Below are 16,028 nucleotides of genomic sequence, written 5' to 3' on the forward strand. Positions count from 1 at the left end.
TTTTGACTATTATTCCTGCAAACAAATAAAAGGTATATTTTGAATACTTTACATTTAAAAGCGCATATTTTTGTAATGATAGCAACTATTTTGGTCGCAGGCTCTTTTATCGTTACTCAAAAACTTGCAGGATTAATTAGTCCTTTTTCTCTTATTTTATTAAGGTTCTTTGCATCAGCAATAATTTTAGCACCATTAATCTTTATAAAAAAAAGATATAGAGATAAGATACTATCTACTATGCCAAGAGCTATGGTAATTAGTTTTTTTTATGCAGGGTATTTTGTTTTAATGTTTGTTGCTTTAGAGACAACAACAGCATTAAATACAGGGGCTTTGTATACTTTAGTACCTTTAGTTACAGCTATATTTTGTATTTTTATTTTTAAAGACAAAATTACTTTATTTCAATGGATTGTATATCTAATAGGAATAGTAGGGACTTTAGGAGTTGTATTTAAAGCTGATATTTCTTTGTTTTTATCTTTGAGTTTAAATAATGGAGACTTGATATATTTAGTAGGTATTTTATTTATGACTTTTTACTCTATTACTATGAAAACTTTATATAAACAAGATGATCCAATTTTATTAGTTTTTTGTACTTTACTTGGAGGTGCATTATGGATGGCTATAATTTTAGCTTTTATAAATGAACCTTTGAATTGGGGATTAGTAAAAGATGAAATGATTTTTTATATGGCTTATTTGGTTATCGCAACTACAATTATTACTTTATATTTATATCAAAAAGCTACTATTATATTAGGTCCTAAAAGTGTTATGTCTTATATTTATTTGACACCTGCAATTATTGCTGTTTTTGTGTATTTTATAGATGGAGTTACTCTTTCTTCCCCTGTAATAATAGCAATTACTATTTCTTTGATAGCAACATTAATTTTACAATTTAAAATAAAGAATTGAGTACATTAAAAAACAAAGAGTTTAAGAAACACTCTTTGTTTTAAAATATTAAAGTTCTGAATTAACTAGCTCTATTAATTGTTCTAATCCAAAATCTTTTAAAGGCTTTGAGTTTACAAAAAATGATGGAGTTTTATTTGCTCCTAAAGTTTTTGCATCAGCTAAGTCTTGTTTGATTATTTCATCAAGTTTAGGATCTTTTATAAACTCTTGCACTTTTGCCATATCAAGTAGATTTGATCTTTCTGCAATTTTCCAAACTATATTGTATTGAACTTCGTGGTGTTTTACCCAATATTTTTGAGTAATAAATAATAACTCTAAAAACTCATTGAATTTACCTTGAGCTTTTGCAGCTTCTAATAGTTTTACAACTTTGTCTGAACCTTTATGAAAAGCTGCATATCTATATACAATTTTGATATTGCCTTCATTTTGTTTTTTCATTTCTTTTACATAAGGATGAAATAGTGCACAAGTTCCACAAGCAGGGTCAAAGAATTCTACAAGTTCAACTTTTGCGTCTTTATTTCCATCAATATAAGAGTGTTCTCTCACTAGCGCAGAATAGTTGTTTTGAACTTTTGACAACTCTTTTTGGTCTTGCATATTTTTATAAACATATCCAGAAACAAAAAATATTGCTAAAAGTGCAACAACTAAAATAATTACCACTTTTTTGTTTTGCATTTTTTACCTTTATTTTAATTCTTTAAAATTTTATCATAGCATGATTAACAAAAAATAAAATCTAAAAATTTTACGTTAAGGTAATTGTGAAATTGCTTTTATTTTTTCACTTAAATTAGTGTTTACTCTATTTAATGAGATTTGAATTTGTCTTAAATCCTTAGAGTTCTTTGTTAATTCTTTCGCTTTTAAATAATAGTTTTGGGCATTTTTAAGATTTTCAAACTTTTCTTGAAGTAAGGCAAGGTTATATAAAATTTCCCAGCTTTTTGAATTTAAAGCTTTATTTATCTCTTCAAGTTTATTTTTTGCTTCATTAAAATATCCATCATCTATTAAGTCAATAGCCATATCAAAAGAGTCTTCTTGAGTTTTCGATAGTTTAAGACTATTTACTTTTTCAATAACTTCTAAAGTAAAGTATTTGTAATGAACTGAAATATCATCTAAGAAATCAGAAGCAATTTGTCTTGCTAAAGAACTATTTATACTATTTTCATTCCTATGAAAGCTATTGTAGTAAGGGTAGCCATAATCTCTATAACATACATCTTCAAATTTAGTTTTTGTATAGATTTTAGAAAAAAGTAGTTCATTTGAAGAGTTCTTTAAAACTTCAATTTTTGTTTTTACTTTATAATCTCTTTTTTCACAAGGTATATATCTTTTTACATATTCTATACAGGTTCTTTTTTTTGTTTTTTTATCTACTTCATAAGTAAGACATCTAAGGTTATTAATACTTTGTTCATAATAAATGAAGTAGTTTAAAGATGATTCTAGTATTTCGCCTTTTATTGTTGCATCTGTATTAAAGCTATTTGTTTTTAATTTAAATAATTTTTTGTTTTCTAAAAAAGCTGAGGATAGTTTTGCTTTAATTTCATCTGTTTGGTTAATTTTATCATTTGTAAATCTATCTATAAAAACAGTATGGATCTTCTCATCTATTTGTGAAGGGTGAATAGATTTTATTGTTAGTTTTGTACTACACGCACTAAGTATTAATGCAATAAAAATTAACAAGGTTATATTGTAAAGTTTCTTCATATTAAGCCTTTAAAAGAGTTATATTATACCTTAATAGTGAAAAAATAGTGCTAAATAAGAATAAATTAATAGTAAAATGAGATAATATAAACTTTAATTAATTAACTTAAAAACAAGGATGGAATATGGGATTTTTTACAGCAGATTTATGTGATAACTATAGTGAAAAAACAGAAGTTTTAGGACCAAATTTCAAATCTTATGGGGGAAGTAAAAAATTCTCAGGTACAGCAATTACTTTTAAACTAGATAAAAATAATAAAGATTTAGCAGTGTTTTTGAAACAAAATGATGGTTTTGGAAAGGTTGTTGTAGTTGATGTAGAAGAAAAGTATTTTGCAGTTGTAGGTGATAACTTAATGAAATATGCAAATGATAATAAATTTGAAGGTCTTATAATAAATGGTTATGTAAGAGATACTGTTACTACAAAAGAGTTTCAAACAGGTTTATTAGCAAAAGGAACTTGTCCTAGAAAATATATACCAGAACAAAATGCGCAAATGAATATACCTGTTGTTATTGATGGGGTTACTATAAATGAGGGTGATTATATTTATGCTGATCATGATGGAATTGTCGTTTCAAAAGAGAGTTTAGTATAATGTATCTTTTTGGATTTGGTTCACTTATAAACCTAAACAGTGCTCAAAAATCTTTTGAAAGAGAGCTTAGTTATGAGGATTTAATTCCTGTAACAATCAAAGGTTTTAAAAAAGTTTGGAATAGTATTGAGCATATACAGTTTGATGGAGTTGATGTAAATGGAGTATTTTTAAATCTTCAAAAAGATGAAAATACATCAACAAATGGAGTTATTGTGAAAATTACACCTCAAGAGTTTGAAGTTTTAAAACTTAGAGAAAAAAACTATTCTCAAGTTATTATAAAAGCTTGTGATGTAGTAGGTGCTTCACTTGATGAAGATGTAGTTGCTTTTATGACAACAAATGAAGAAAAAATTGCTAAAGTAGGGGATAAGAACTGTTTTATTCCTGCAAAATATATAGATATTCTTACGAATGCTTTTGAAAACTATGATGAAAGTTTTGTTAAGCAATTCAAAAAAGAGTGTTTAGAGAATTTGCCTTTTGAGTTAAAACAAGGAACTTATAGCTTTAGTGACCCAATGCAGCAAAAGCTTGCAAAACAAGGAATAAGAAAATAGATGGCTCAGAATTGTTGTAGTATTTTTACCTCAAAACTTTGTAATACAAAAAGACGAAGTATTGATGAAAACATAATTTCTAAACATAATAATGAACTTCATATAACTTTTTGCGAAAATGATAGTTTAGAAAAATTTGAAGAGGATTTAAACACTCTTACTGGAAACTCTTTTTTATATTTTTTAAAAAAAAGAGTTTCTAATACTTTTATTTCAATTGTTTCTGTTGTAGTTATCATGTTTGCACTGATATCTGCTTCTATTTATGAGGATTTATTAAAAAAAGTAATTTTTGAGCTTCCTTTTTCTTGGGAGGTTTCAGATACTGTTTCTATAATTTTTGTGATAATTTTCTTTTTAGGTTTGATGATGATGCCATCTATTTTAGATGGAGAGGGAAGTGAATTTAAAAGTATTTTAGCTTCTTGGTTTAATAAAGATATCAAAAAACTAAAAAGACTAAGACTAGCTTTTTCACTATTTGATAAAAAAATACCTATTCATATTTATAATCTGGATTTAGTAGATAAGAGGCATTGGGTTTTTAGGTTGTTATTGAAAGTTTTAGTAAAAAGATTTTCAAATCTAAATCTTTATATTAGAAATGATCAGATTAAAACTATCGAAAAAAGATTAAAGCAACTAGATGTTTTAAATATTGAAATTATAAAAGAAAAAAGAAAAAATAATACTTGTGATATTGATTTTCTTTTATCTTCAAAAGAACAAAGACTCTATTCTTTAATGCAATTAAGTTCAACTAATATTGTAAAAAGAAAAGATAATAAGATATTTGTATCTTTAGAGCTTTTCGAATATTGTGGTAGAAACTTTTTTGAAAATGAAAAAACTACTTCAAGTCAGCTTATTTCAGGTTTTCAAAACTTTGTAAATAGAAGTTTTGATGATTTTAGATTTTTAACACAAGAAAAATCTATGCAAATATATTTTACATCACAAGCAAAGATAAAAGAGCTTGAAGATGAACAAAGAAGACTTTCTTATTATCTTAGAAATCATATAGAAGAGTGTGTGAATTACTTTGATAATCCAATCTCACTACTTATTTTATACTATTATGTAAGAGATGTGGTTTTAGATGAAAAAAGAACAATCGCTATTTTAGAAAAATTTATTTTATCAGTATATAAAAAACAACAATATGAATTAATAGATGAGTTTTGGTTTCAAATAGCAGGGCAGATGTTTAATCCTTTAGATATAAACTCTTTTGAAATGTCAAATAATTCTTACTATAGAAAGCTTTCTATTGAGTCTTTAAATAAACTAATTTTCTTATTTGAAAGAAATGGACACTTTGAACAAGCTTTATTACTTGCTAAGTATTTATATGAAATTAATCCAAATAAATACTCTGTATCTATTTGTTCACTATATGAAAGAACAGGGCAGTTTGATAAAGCTTATAACTCATTACCAAAAAGCCTAAATATAGGGAAAAACAAAAAGCCAAGTGATATAGAAGTACGATATTTTCAAAGAAAAGCTTGGATTGTTGTAAGTCAAAGAAAAGATGACATTAAACAAGAAGGTTTAGATGCACTTCAAAGTCTACATGAGTTGATATTCTCTCATAATGATGATAATGAGCCTTTATGGTTATGGCACTATTATAATATAAAAGCTAACTATGAAGAATGGAATGAAAACTATTTAGGTGCAGTAAATAACTACAAAAAGTGTTTATCTATTCCAGCTTTAGGTGCATTTGAGTATGGTGCTACTTTTGTAAATATGGCAATAGCATATAGGTTTATGTACCTAACAGATAATACACAAAACTTTGATAATATTGATAAGTCTATTGAACTTGGAAAACTTGGAGTATTATTAAAAGAGTCAGTGGGAGATAGGGATGAAATGCCTGTTGTTCTTCACAATCAAGCCTTAAATGTTTTATATAAAATGAATTATAGTAGTATAGATGAAAAAGCATTGAAAGAGATTGTTTGTATAACTGATGATGCAATAAATATTTTAGATAGGACAAAATCTATAAAAAGACTTGGGATGCTTTTAATTGAAAATATTATTTCAAAACAGCTTTTAGGTTTGGACGTTTCATCTAATCTTGAAAGATTATCAAAACACTATTTATTAGTTGATGAGAATGAGTCTAAACAGATACAAAACCTATACAAAGAGTTTATAAAAACCAATAAGATAGCGAGAATTGAATTTTTAGATAATACATAATTAATAAAAGGAAAAAAATGGATTATATAAGGAATACTATTGATTTAAGCCAAGGTTCTGTTGAGGAAAAAAGAGAAGAGATAAAAAACTATTTTCTTCAAACTTATGAATTAGATGAAAAGTTGTTTGATTTGCTAAAAGATGAAAAAAGTATTTATGAACAACCAAATAGACTTAGACATCCATTGATTTTCTACTATGGACATACTGCTACATTTTTTATAAATAAATTAGTACTTGCTAATATCTTGTCAAATAGAGTAAATAAAGAGTATGAATCTATCTTTGCTATTGGTGTTGATGAAATGTCATGGGATGATTTAGAAGAGAAACACTATACTTGGCCAACACTTGAAGAAACAAAAGCTTATAGAGACAAAGTAAAACAAATAGTTTTAGATTTAATAGATAATATTGAGTTTACTATGCCTATTAACTGGGAGTCTCCTATGTGGATTATTTTGATGGGAATTGAACATGAAAATATTCATATAGAAACTTCATCTGTACTTTTAAGAGAACTTAAAATCAAATATATGAGTGATGATGAGCTTTTTGAGTATAAAAATGAAGAAAGCCATGACTATCCAACAAATGAGTTAGTTGGGGTAAAAGGTGGAGAAGTTGTACTTGAAAAAGATAGACAAAACCCTGTTTATTATGGTTGGGATAATGAGTTTTCATATCACAAAGCAAACATCAAAGATTTCAAAGCTTCAAAATATTTAGTATCAAATGGTGAGTTTTTAGAGTTTGTAAAAGAGGGTGGATATAATAAACCTGATTTATTTACAGAAGAAGGAAAAGAGTGGTTAGACTTCTCCCAAGCTAAACATCCTACTTTTTGGCTAAAAAAAGAGGGTAGATACTATCTTAGAGAAATAAATAGAGTTATACCTTTACCTTTAAACTATCCAGTTGATGTAAATGTTTATGAGGCAGAAGCGTTCTGTAAATACCTAAGTTCTAAACTTGGATATGAGGTAAGACTTCCAAGTGAAGATGAATACTACAGACTTTATGACTACACTAATGCAGGGCAAAAAGAAGCAAATATTGGACTTAAACAGTTTAATCAATCACCTGTAGATAAGTATAAGTTTGATGAGTTTTATGACGTGAAGGGAAATGTATGGCAATGGAGTATAACTCCTACATATCCTTATGATGATTTCCAAACACATCCTATTTATGATGATTTTACTACTCCTACTTTTGATGATAGACATGCTCTTATGAAAGGTGGGTCTTTTATCTCACTTGGAAATGAAACTCTAAAGAGTGCAAGATATGCTTTTAGAAAGCACTTCTTCCAACATGCAGGTTTTAGATATGTACAATCTGACAATGAATACAGAACAAAACTAAATGACAATGTATATGAAACAGATGATTTAATCTCTCAGTATTGTGAGTTCCACTATGGAGAAGAGAACTTTGGAGTTAAAAACTTCCCTAAAAACTCAGTGGATTTAATCAAGCCTTATTTAGATGGTGTAGATACAAAAAAAGCTATGGATTTAGGTTGTAGTGTAGGTAGAAGTACTTTTGAGTTAGCAAAAACTTTTGATGAAGTTCTAGGTATTGACTTTAGTGCAAACTTTATCAATGTAGGTGTAAAGCTTAAAAAGTATGACTCGCTTGTATTTAAAGTAAAAACAGAGGGTGAGCTTTTTGATGAAAAAAGCGTATCTTTAAAAGAGTTTGATTTAGAAGATACAAAAGAAAGAGTTACATTTATGCAAGGTGATGCTTGTAATCTAAAAGACTTATATACAGGATATGATTTAATATTTTGTTCAAATTTAATAGATAGACTTTATTATCCTCAAAAGTTCTTAGATGATGTACCAAATAGAGTAAATGACAATGGACTTTTAGTACTACTTTCACCATATACATGGCTAGAAGAGTACACACCAAAGAAAAACTGGCTTGGTGGATATATCAAAGACAATAAAGAAGTAAAAACACTTGACACACTAAAAGAAAACCTAGAAGATAGGTTCGAACTACTTGATACTATAGATGTTCCTTTTGTGATAAAAGAAACAAATAGAAAGTACCAACATACAGTATCTCAGATGAGTATCTGGAAAAAAAGATAGGAGTTTTCCTGTCTTTTTTAATATCTTAAATTTAAATACTTTTTCTGATCTATATGTAGTAAACTAATATAAATACAGTGGATTAATTGCTGTATAACAAAACTGTCAAATCAAAGCAATTAAATAAATATTTAAAATCAATAAAACAAAAAGATAAAGGTAAGGTCATGAATTTCCATTTTTAGAAAAATCAAATTCACAACTCAACACCTCGTATCTACATGATATAAAAACCACTATGAGATATATTTAAGCCTACTGATGAGAATTAAAAAAAATGTTTAGTTAGGTAGCAATATTTTTTAGTAACATTAATTATTTATTAGCTAATATATAATTTATTAAATTTTAGGATGTTATTTTGCAAAAACATAATGTTGAACATGGATTAGATTTTTCAAATGTAAATACTATTGCATTAGGAATTACAGAACTAAACACAGAATTAGAAATTAACTTTAACAAAAATATATTTTGTACACCAAGTGGTATAGCTATGTTTAGCTCTTTGGCTAATTATAAAAAAGATTTACTTGTATTTAATTATACTGATATTAAATTTATTCGATATCTATTAAGAAATAATTTCTTTTTAAATCTTAATATAGAGATTGAAGAAGATTTTAGAAGACATGATGCTACAGCTAATATGCTAGAATGTACAACAATTAAACAGGATGGTGACCCAGATTTAATAGATAGTAAATTAGAAAAAATATTAACAAGTCATATACATGGAAAAAAAAATTTGGTATTGGGTGTCTTATTGACAACATATGAAATAGTTGATAATATTTTAGAACATAGTATGGGAGATGACTTTGTTATTTCAAATAGATCACTTGATATTCCAGGTTATGTATCAGCTCAATACTATACTAAAAATAATATTGTAGAAATAGGAATATCAGATATGGGAAAGGGGATTGTAGATACAATGTCTTCAGAGTCTGAATATTTGCTTTTAGATAGAAAAGATATTTTGTTTAAAGCATTTGAATTAAATACTACAAGGCACAAGAAGATAATGCCTACAAGAGGAAATGGTTTAGCTAAATTAAAAGAATTTGTATTAGCGAGTAATGGAAGTATTCGTTGCAGAACAAATGAGTTTATAATATTTTTCAATAATGATTTTCCTGAAGGTAGAATACAATCAGTACAACCAGTACAAGGAACACATTTTGAGATTAAAATTGGTTGTAAGTGTGATATAGATACGAAACCAATTTTCAATACAGATATAAGTGATTATGAAGATAATGATGAGCTAGAAGATTTTTTTGATTAAAGGAAAGGTAATATAATGAAAACAATTTTTATGAAAGAATTTGCACCTTTAAATAGTCACCAAGTTGGAATAAAAATTCAAAATAAAATTATTGAGAATATAGAAAAGTCAGATGAAGTGATTATTTTAGATTTTAATGACGTTAACATTTGTACTGATTCTTTTTCTCAACAACTTACTACAATTTTAGCAACTAAAATAACATATAAAACTCTAAAAGAAAGAGTTAAATTTAGAAATTTAAATGATTTCTTAAAAGAATTAATAAAGGCTAACTTGATAAAAGCATCAAGAATATAAAATAAGTAAAATAAGGGTCAGGTCATCAGTTTCCACTAAAAAAATCAAATTAACAATTCAACACTTGACCTTCGTTCAATTAATATTAAGTTCATTCTTTAGTTCACAATAAAGTCTAATAAAATTTATTTAATAACACCCTGTCTTCCACAATAGAATTATTTTATTGAGTCTAAATTAGTTCATTTCTTAGTTCGTATAATAAAAAATCAATGGGTTGAAATTCTAATGCTCTCACAAAAAATTTAAGTATAAAATCAAAACTAAATAAATATATGTATAGAACAGATTTTCAAAAGATAAATTCTGATATAATATGTAATAAAAGTAATATTAAAGCTAAATAATCAATTTAATATGTAAAAAAGGTATAATTATGATTGAGTTTATGACTCCTTATGATATTATGGAAAAGTTTGTTGATATGATTGAAAATACAAGGGTTCAAAAAAATATGACTCAAGAAGAGTTGTATAAAGCTGCTGGTATGACTCAGCGATCTTATGCAAACTTTATCAAAACAAAAAGTACTAAGTTTGTGAATATCATAAATCTTCTAATTGCTCTTGATTTAACAGCAAAACTAGAAGAGCTTATTAAAAATGAATCATTTAATTCTCTTGATGAGATTAGAAAAAAGAACTCAAAAATTACAAAAAAAAGAGTTAGAAAATAAGGTGTAAAATATGAAAGAGATTGATGCTTATATCTATGGTAAAAAAATTGGGACTATGCTTGAATATGATGGTTTCATCTGGTTTGAGTATGATAAGAAGTTTAAACTTGATAGTTTAGAAATATCTCCTATTAAAATGCCAACAAAAAAGTTTTCTACACCTCAAACAAACCAAGAACATAAAGATTTATATAAAGGTATGTTTGGAGTTTTTTTTGACTCCTTGCCTGATAAACATGGTATGCCTTTTATAGATAGATACTTTGAAAAAAAAGATAAAAAACCTTACGAGATAAACTTATTAGATAAACTAGCTTTCATTGGCAATAGAGGAATGGGAGCTATAGAGTATATTCCTCAAGAAAAAGATGACACTATTTCATCTGATTTTATAGTAAACGCAAAAGAAGCATACGAACAAATGAAAGAAAATATACAGAGCAATAACTCTTCAATTCAATCTCTTATGAATATAAGAGATAATGTGTCTCCTATAGGTGGAGGAAGACCCAAAATGCTAATTCAATATAACTATAAAACAAATAAAATAAGACTAAATAGTTCTAATTTATATAAAGATTTCACAAGAGCTATTATAAAATTTGATGAGATATATGAAGGTGTAGGAAGTATTAGGCTTACTACTTTAGAGTATATTTTTATGACAATGGCAAAAAAAGCAGGTATCAACACAGCCCAATTTGAACTTATTTTTGAAAATAAAGCTAAACATCTTTTAGTAAAAAGATTTGATAGAGATGAAGATGATGAAAAAATACATATGTGTACAGCCTCAGGCTTAATGCATATTGACATAAGTATTCCCCAAGCAACATCGTATGAGTATTTATTTATACTTACTAGAAAGTTATGTAAAAATCAAAAAGATATAGAGGAACTTTATAAAAGAATGATATTTAATATCTTGATTTTTAACTTTGATGATCATGCTAAGAATTTTGCTTATTTGATGGATAAAGAAGGAAAATGGAGTTTATCTCCAGCTTATGATATTACATATTCAAAAGGACAAGCAAGACAACATCTTACTACTATTGCTGGCAAAGCTTTAGATATTACAAGGGCAGATGTATTAGAAATAGCAAAAAGACAAACTATAAGACTATCAATTGCAAAAAAGATTATTGATGATTGTATTGAAGTTGTGAAAACTTTTAAAGAGACTGCGCAAGCAGTAGGACTTGATGAAGAAGAGATTTCAAATTGTTGGCTAGATATACAAAGTCAAATTGAGTTGTTGAAGACAAAAAGTGAGTATTAGAATAAAATAGGATGTTAAGTGTATTTGTAAACAATAGCTTATGTATTGTAGTCTAATCTTTCAAGTTCATTCTTTAGTCCGTAAAAATGTCTACTATAATTTATTTTATAATACTTTAACTTCGATATTATAGGCATTTTCTTATAAAAAATAAGTTCATTTATTAGTTCGCATAATAGTGGAAAATTTATGTTTTTTTGTTATAATATCTAAAATAAAAAGGTTTTAATATGAACTTTACACCAATAATTCCTACAGAGCTTTCAACTAATGAAATTAAGCAAGAACTTTTAGTTCTAGCAGAAGAAGTTGTAATAAAAAGTGCAATGCTTGAAGCAAATTATAATCCAATTGTAATAAATGCTATTCGTGATATGTTAAGAAATGTTAATAGTTTTTATTCAAATCAAATTGAATCAGAAGGTACTCATCCTATAGATACAGAAAAAGCAATGAGAAAAGAGTACTCAAGTGATGATAAACAAAGAAAACTTCAAATGCTTTCTCTTTCACATATTAAAACACAAGAGTTATTAGAACAATCAATAAAAGATGGTGCTAATCCCCTTTCAAAAGAGTATATAAAAGATATTCATAAGGTGTTTTATACTCAAGAAGGAATGGAAGATTTTTTAACTGTATCGAATGAAAATAGGATAGTAGATATTGTTCCTGGTGAACTAAGGGATGATAATGTACAAGTTGGTGATCATATAGCACCAGTGTTTGAAGAAGTAGATTATTTAATGAATCAATTTGAAACTTTATATAAGGTCTATCCATATATGACTATTAGCCAAAAATTAATATATGTACTGTCTTCTCATCATAGATTAGTATGGGTACACCCTTTCTTAGATGGGAATGGTAGAGTTTCAAGACTTTTTTTAGATTCATTTTTAAATTATATTGGATTAAAAGGTTATGGTCTATGGAATATATCAAGAGGATTATCAAGGGATATAACTAATTATAAATTAAATCTAAAATACGCTGATATGACAAGGCAAGGTAGTCAGGATGGTAGAGGTTATCTTTCAAATAGAGGATTAGAGAATTTTGTTAAGTTTTTACTTAAAATAGCTTTAGATCAAGTTGACTATATGGGAACTTGTCTAAAATTAGATAGTTTATCTCAAAGAATTGAAAACTACTGCAATAGTGCTAATGCTACATTCTTAAGAATAGACCCATTACCTGAGGGTAGTGATAAACTATTTAAAGCTCTTTTGTTGAAAGGCGAGGTTCAAAGGGGCGAAGAAGTACAAGCTATAATTGGGAAGAAAAAAACTTATAGTTCAAAATTAGTTTCAGAATTATTAGATAGATATTATTTAACTTCTGATGGTCCTAGAAAACCTATAAAGTTAAAATTTAATGCACATTTCGCATCACAGTTATTTCCTGAATTAATGCCCCCTGAAAAGATATAATTAAAAATTATATTTTGAAGTTAGTGTTTAAGGGGAAGAGACTCTTTCCCTTTTTATTGATACTACTTAATCTCTACTGCTTCAAAGCCTGTAAAAGTTCAAGTTCTTCATGATTTTTTCTAAGCTCATTAACTTGTGCTTCATTTATAGTTTTATTTAGTTCATCGATATCATTTTGGGCTTTTTGGATTCTTTTTTGGAAGCCTGCTATATCTAAAGATATACTTTTACTCGTATCTGATTTATCCTCTTTTGAGATATTATTTACGTGTGAGTTTTCCATATCTATCACAGCTTCACCTTTTGCTCTTTTTTGAAGCTCTTTTATCATACGTTCTAATTTTTCCATCATAGAATCAATCTCTTTTATTTCATCAGAACTAAGTGGAGGTTTAGATTCTGAAACTTTCTTTTTTATTTCCTCAAGAAGTTTTTGAATCATTTCTAACTCTTCAACTGTAAGACCTGTTTTAAATAAAGACATAATATCCTTTAAAAGTTTATCAGCTATATCTTCCTCTTTCTTCTCTTCATTTGTTATTTCTGATGTGTTTTTTGTTTTTTCTAAATCTTTAGCAAAAGTTGAATTAGTTGGATTTTTTTCTTCAACAACTTCTTGTCCTGCTGCATTATAAGAGATAGTTTTAGTCTTATCAAAACTTACTTCCAAAATAAATCCTTTAAAATAAAATATTTATTATATTATCAATTATAGTTTTAGAGTTATATAAAAGGAAGAAAAATCTTCCTTTTTTTTAGTTATTATATATAATCATTAAGTTTGAGTTATCACTTTTCTTTTCTAAATAATCATCTATAAGTTTTGTATTACTATTATTTTTATTATCAAGAGCTAGTATTTCATTTCCTCCAAATTCTAAGGCAAAAGAGAAGTGAGTTCTATCTTTTGTAAGTAGAGTGTTGTTTTTTATAGTTCTTAATTGAAAAATTTCAAAGTATTTTTTAGAAGTACTGTTAAAAGCTTCATTTTTAAGAGTTTGGGGTTCATGCCACATTATCATAGTTGGGATACTTGCTAGGGCTAAAGACATTTTTTCATCACCAAGTTTTTCTATATATAGTCTTTCAAAAAAGTCATCAAGATTATCTTTTGACCAGTTTTGTATTTCTTTTATTTGAGATAGAACCTCATCATCTATTAGATTAAATTCATTTAAAATAAGCATTGAGTATGGTATATCTTTTTCTTCTAGTAGATTTGTATTTAAAAAATTTTCATAAGATTCAATTCCAAGTCTTGCTTTTTTCTTAGAAGAGGGAATATAAAATGACCAACATTTTCTTTTATGATTATCACTTACTAAACCTTCTTTTGTTTTTATAATATATGTAATATTATTGGCTTCTTTACTTAAGGGTATAGTAATTTCAGCTCTATATAGATAGCCAAACTTTAGATTTCCAAGTTTTTTGGCTTGTACTTGTTTTTCATCAAAAAAAACAGAGTATTTTTGGTTTGTTTTACTTAAAAAACACACAACATATTTATTATCATTTTCTAATGATAATAAAGGACCTAAAACTAGTTTTTCACTCATAAGGGCTCCTTTTGTGTTTTGTTAAAGCTAGAATTAAGATTATAGCATATAAGTTTGTTTTTGTATAATAATATTTATGATTATATACTATAAATATAAATACTATAATTATATAGTATTGACAACTTTTGTACTATCTGTGTTTTTTATAAATCTATCTATTGAGTATGCAAAATACCAAGAGTTAATCCATGAGGAAATTTATGAGTCAAAAGTTGAAGTTCAAAATATTTATGAAAAAGAAAACTATGATGTACTAAAATTGAAAAATAAAAATTTTACAATTTTTACAAATTTTGACAAAAATACACAAGTTTTGAAGTATGATATTTTAAATTTGGCGTTTATAACTATAGATATAACTTTTATAGATTTTTTAAAAGGTTTTTATGTAAAGAGTGTCTATTTTGATAAACTAGAAAAAAAAGATGGTTTTTCATCAAGACTTATAGACTATACAACTTCACAACATCATAACGAAATGATACAAGAACTCTTTTCTGCTTTGTTTTTTGCTAAGCCAATTTCAAAAGAGTTAAGAGAGGTTTGTACCAATTATGGTATTAGTCATCTCATCGCTCTGAGCGGTTTTCACCTTGCTGTTTTAAGTTTTATAATCTATGGTATTGTTTATTATCCTTATGCTTTTTTTCATTTAAGATATTTTCCGTATAGAAATAAAAGGTTTGATATATTGCTTATTACTTTAGCTTTACTATTTTTTTACCTCATCTTTACGGGTTTTGTGGCTTCTTTGACAAGAGCTTTTGTGATGATGGCTATGGGTATTTATCTTCTGCGGTGTAATATCAAGCTTTTTTCTTTTACTACCTTGTTTATAGTCTTAGCCTTTGTGCTTTCACTATTTCCTAAGTATATATTTTCACTTTCTTTATGGTTTTCTATTTTTGGAGTTTTTTATATCTTTTTGTATATACAGTATTTCAAAGATATAAAAAACAAACTTTTACATCTGCTTCTTTTTAATTTTTGGATTTATTTGGCTATGAATCCTTTGGTGCATTACTTTTTTCCTTTGACTACTTATGAGCAAATGCTTTCACCTTTTGTAACTATGGCTTTTACTTTATTTTATCCTTTGGAGCTTTTTGCTCACATCTTTTCTTTTGGTGGTTTTTTAGATGAGTATATTTTAATGTTTTTATCTTATGAATTTAAACCCTTTGATAAAATAACAAGCCTTTGGTTTTTGCTTATTTTTATGTTTTTTTCTTTTTACTCGATTTTTAATAAAAAGGCTTTTTATTTGTTAAATATTTTATTATTTGCTTTTACTGTGTATTTATATATCTAAGATATAATTTTA

At 26.7% G+C, this 16,028-nt stretch carries 15 protein-coding genes; 11 read left to right on the plus strand and 4 right to left on the minus strand.

Annotated elements, in window-relative coordinates:
• Positions 1-39: 39 nt before the first annotated feature.
• Positions 40-927 (plus strand): DMT family transporter, encoded by an 888-nt coding sequence (locus ACH5BH_RS01380; RefSeq protein WP_423297206.1) that lies wholly within the window; start codon positions 40-42, stop codon positions 925-927.
• A 48-nt stretch (positions 928-975) separates the two neighbouring features.
• Here the strand turns inward: ACH5BH_RS01380 and ACH5BH_RS01385 are convergent, their stop codons facing one another.
• Both ACH5BH_RS01385 and ACH5BH_RS01390 read right to left on the minus strand, forming a co-directional pair.
• Positions 976-1,617, minus strand: a complete 642-nt coding sequence (locus ACH5BH_RS01385; protein ID WP_404304245.1) for a DsbA family protein — start codon at positions 1,615-1,617, stop codon at positions 976-978.
• 75 nt (positions 1,618-1,692) lie between these two features.
• A complete protein-coding gene (locus ACH5BH_RS01390; RefSeq protein ID WP_423297207.1) occupies positions 1,693-2,667 on the minus strand; it encodes a tetratricopeptide repeat protein in 975 nt (324 codons plus the stop codon).
• Between the two features lie 125 nt (positions 2,668-2,792).
• On the opposite strand from ACH5BH_RS01390, the gene rraA reads away from it, so the two are divergent.
• From rraA to ACH5BH_RS01435, 9 genes are all read left to right on the plus strand, one after another.
• Positions 2,793-3,272 (plus strand): ribonuclease E activity regulator RraA, encoded by a 480-nt coding sequence (gene rraA, locus ACH5BH_RS01395; protein ID WP_404304243.1) that lies wholly within the window; start codon positions 2,793-2,795, stop codon positions 3,270-3,272.
• Complete coding sequence (locus ACH5BH_RS01400) at positions 3,272-3,835, plus strand: gamma-glutamylcyclotransferase family protein (protein WP_423297208.1); 564 nt, start codon at positions 3,272-3,274, stop codon at positions 3,833-3,835. Before rraA ends, ACH5BH_RS01400 begins: the two co-directional genes overlap by 1 nt.
• Complete coding sequence (locus ACH5BH_RS01405) at positions 3,836-6,052, plus strand: tetratricopeptide repeat protein (RefSeq protein WP_423297209.1); 2,217 nt, start codon at positions 3,836-3,838, stop codon at positions 6,050-6,052.
• A gap of 17 nt (positions 6,053-6,069) precedes the next feature.
• Positions 6,070-8,160 (plus strand): 5-histidylcysteine sulfoxide synthase, encoded by a 2,091-nt coding sequence (gene ovoA / locus ACH5BH_RS01410; protein ID WP_423297210.1) that lies wholly within the window; start codon positions 6,070-6,072, stop codon positions 8,158-8,160.
• Positions 8,161-8,521: 361 nt separating this feature from the next.
• Positions 8,522-9,451, plus strand: a complete 930-nt coding sequence (locus ACH5BH_RS01415; protein WP_423297211.1) for a hypothetical protein — start codon at positions 8,522-8,524, stop codon at positions 9,449-9,451.
• Between the two features lie 15 nt (positions 9,452-9,466).
• Positions 9,467-9,751, plus strand: a complete 285-nt coding sequence (locus ACH5BH_RS01420) for an STAS-like domain-containing protein (RefSeq protein ID WP_423297212.1) — start codon at positions 9,467-9,469, stop codon at positions 9,749-9,751.
• 376 nt (positions 9,752-10,127) lie between these two features.
• Positions 10,128-10,427, plus strand: a complete 300-nt coding sequence (locus ACH5BH_RS01425; protein ID WP_423297213.1) for a helix-turn-helix domain-containing protein — start codon at positions 10,128-10,130, stop codon at positions 10,425-10,427.
• Between the two features lie 10 nt (positions 10,428-10,437).
• Complete coding sequence (locus ACH5BH_RS01430; RefSeq protein WP_423297214.1) at positions 10,438-11,709, plus strand: type II toxin-antitoxin system HipA family toxin; 1,272 nt, start codon at positions 10,438-10,440, stop codon at positions 11,707-11,709.
• A gap of 230 nt (positions 11,710-11,939) precedes the next feature.
• Positions 11,940-13,142 (plus strand): Fic family protein, encoded by a 1,203-nt coding sequence (locus tag ACH5BH_RS01435; RefSeq protein WP_423297215.1) that lies wholly within the window; start codon positions 11,940-11,942, stop codon positions 13,140-13,142.
• A 73-nt stretch (positions 13,143-13,215) separates the two neighbouring features.
• Here the strand turns inward: ACH5BH_RS01435 and ACH5BH_RS01440 are convergent, their stop codons facing one another.
• Both ACH5BH_RS01440 and ACH5BH_RS01445 read right to left on the minus strand, forming a co-directional pair.
• Entirely contained in the window at positions 13,216-13,812 is a 597-nt protein-coding gene (locus ACH5BH_RS01440) for a hypothetical protein (protein WP_423297216.1), read from the minus strand.
• Between the two features lie 85 nt (positions 13,813-13,897).
• Positions 13,898-14,701 carry a hypothetical protein gene (locus ACH5BH_RS01445; protein WP_404304235.1) on the minus strand — a complete coding sequence of 268 codons (804 nt, stop codon included), beginning with the start codon at positions 14,699-14,701 and terminating at the stop codon, positions 13,898-13,900.
• Positions 14,702-14,777: 76 nt separating this feature from the next.
• Between ACH5BH_RS01445 and ACH5BH_RS01450 the strand changes: the two genes are divergently transcribed.
• Entirely contained in the window at positions 14,778-16,016 is a 1,239-nt protein-coding gene (locus ACH5BH_RS01450) for a ComEC/Rec2 family competence protein (protein ID WP_423297217.1), read from the plus strand.
• Positions 16,017-16,028 lie beyond the last annotated feature (12 nt).

Origin of the sequence: Arcobacter rhizosphaerae, assembly GCF_049472155.1 — a bacterium.
Lineage (GTDB): Bacteria > Campylobacterota > Campylobacteria > Campylobacterales > Arcobacteraceae > Arcobacter_B.

Excerpts from the sequence above, each read along its gene's own strand:
- ACH5BH_RS01430 (WP_423297214.1), top strand. The coding sequence starts at position 10,438 with ATGAAAGAGATTGATGCTTATATCTATGGTAAAAAAATTGGGACTATG.
- ACH5BH_RS01450 (WP_423297217.1), top strand. The coding sequence starts at position 14,778 with ATGATTATATACTATAAATATAAATACTATAATTATATAGTATTGACA.
- rraA (WP_404304243.1), top strand. The coding sequence starts at position 2,793 with ATGGGATTTTTTACAGCAGATTTATGTGATAACTATAGTGAAAAAACA.
- ACH5BH_RS01435 (WP_423297215.1), top strand. The coding sequence starts at position 11,940 with ATGAACTTTACACCAATAATTCCTACAGAGCTTTCAACTAATGAAATT.
- ACH5BH_RS01390 (WP_423297207.1), bottom strand. The coding sequence starts at position 2,667 with ATGAAGAAACTTTACAATATAACCTTGTTAATTTTTATTGCATTAATA.
- ACH5BH_RS01400 (WP_423297208.1), top strand. The coding sequence starts at position 3,272 with ATGTATCTTTTTGGATTTGGTTCACTTATAAACCTAAACAGTGCTCAA.
- ACH5BH_RS01405 (WP_423297209.1), top strand. The coding sequence starts at position 3,836 with ATGGCTCAGAATTGTTGTAGTATTTTTACCTCAAAACTTTGTAATACA.
- ACH5BH_RS01445 (WP_404304235.1), bottom strand. The coding sequence starts at position 14,701 with ATGAGTGAAAAACTAGTTTTAGGTCCTTTATTATCATTAGAAAATGAT.
- ovoA (WP_423297210.1), top strand. The coding sequence starts at position 6,070 with ATGGATTATATAAGGAATACTATTGATTTAAGCCAAGGTTCTGTTGAG.
- ACH5BH_RS01425 (WP_423297213.1), top strand. The coding sequence starts at position 10,128 with ATGATTGAGTTTATGACTCCTTATGATATTATGGAAAAGTTTGTTGAT.
- ACH5BH_RS01420 (WP_423297212.1), top strand. The coding sequence starts at position 9,467 with ATGAAAACAATTTTTATGAAAGAATTTGCACCTTTAAATAGTCACCAA.
- ACH5BH_RS01385 (WP_404304245.1), bottom strand. The coding sequence starts at position 1,617 with ATGCAAAACAAAAAAGTGGTAATTATTTTAGTTGTTGCACTTTTAGCA.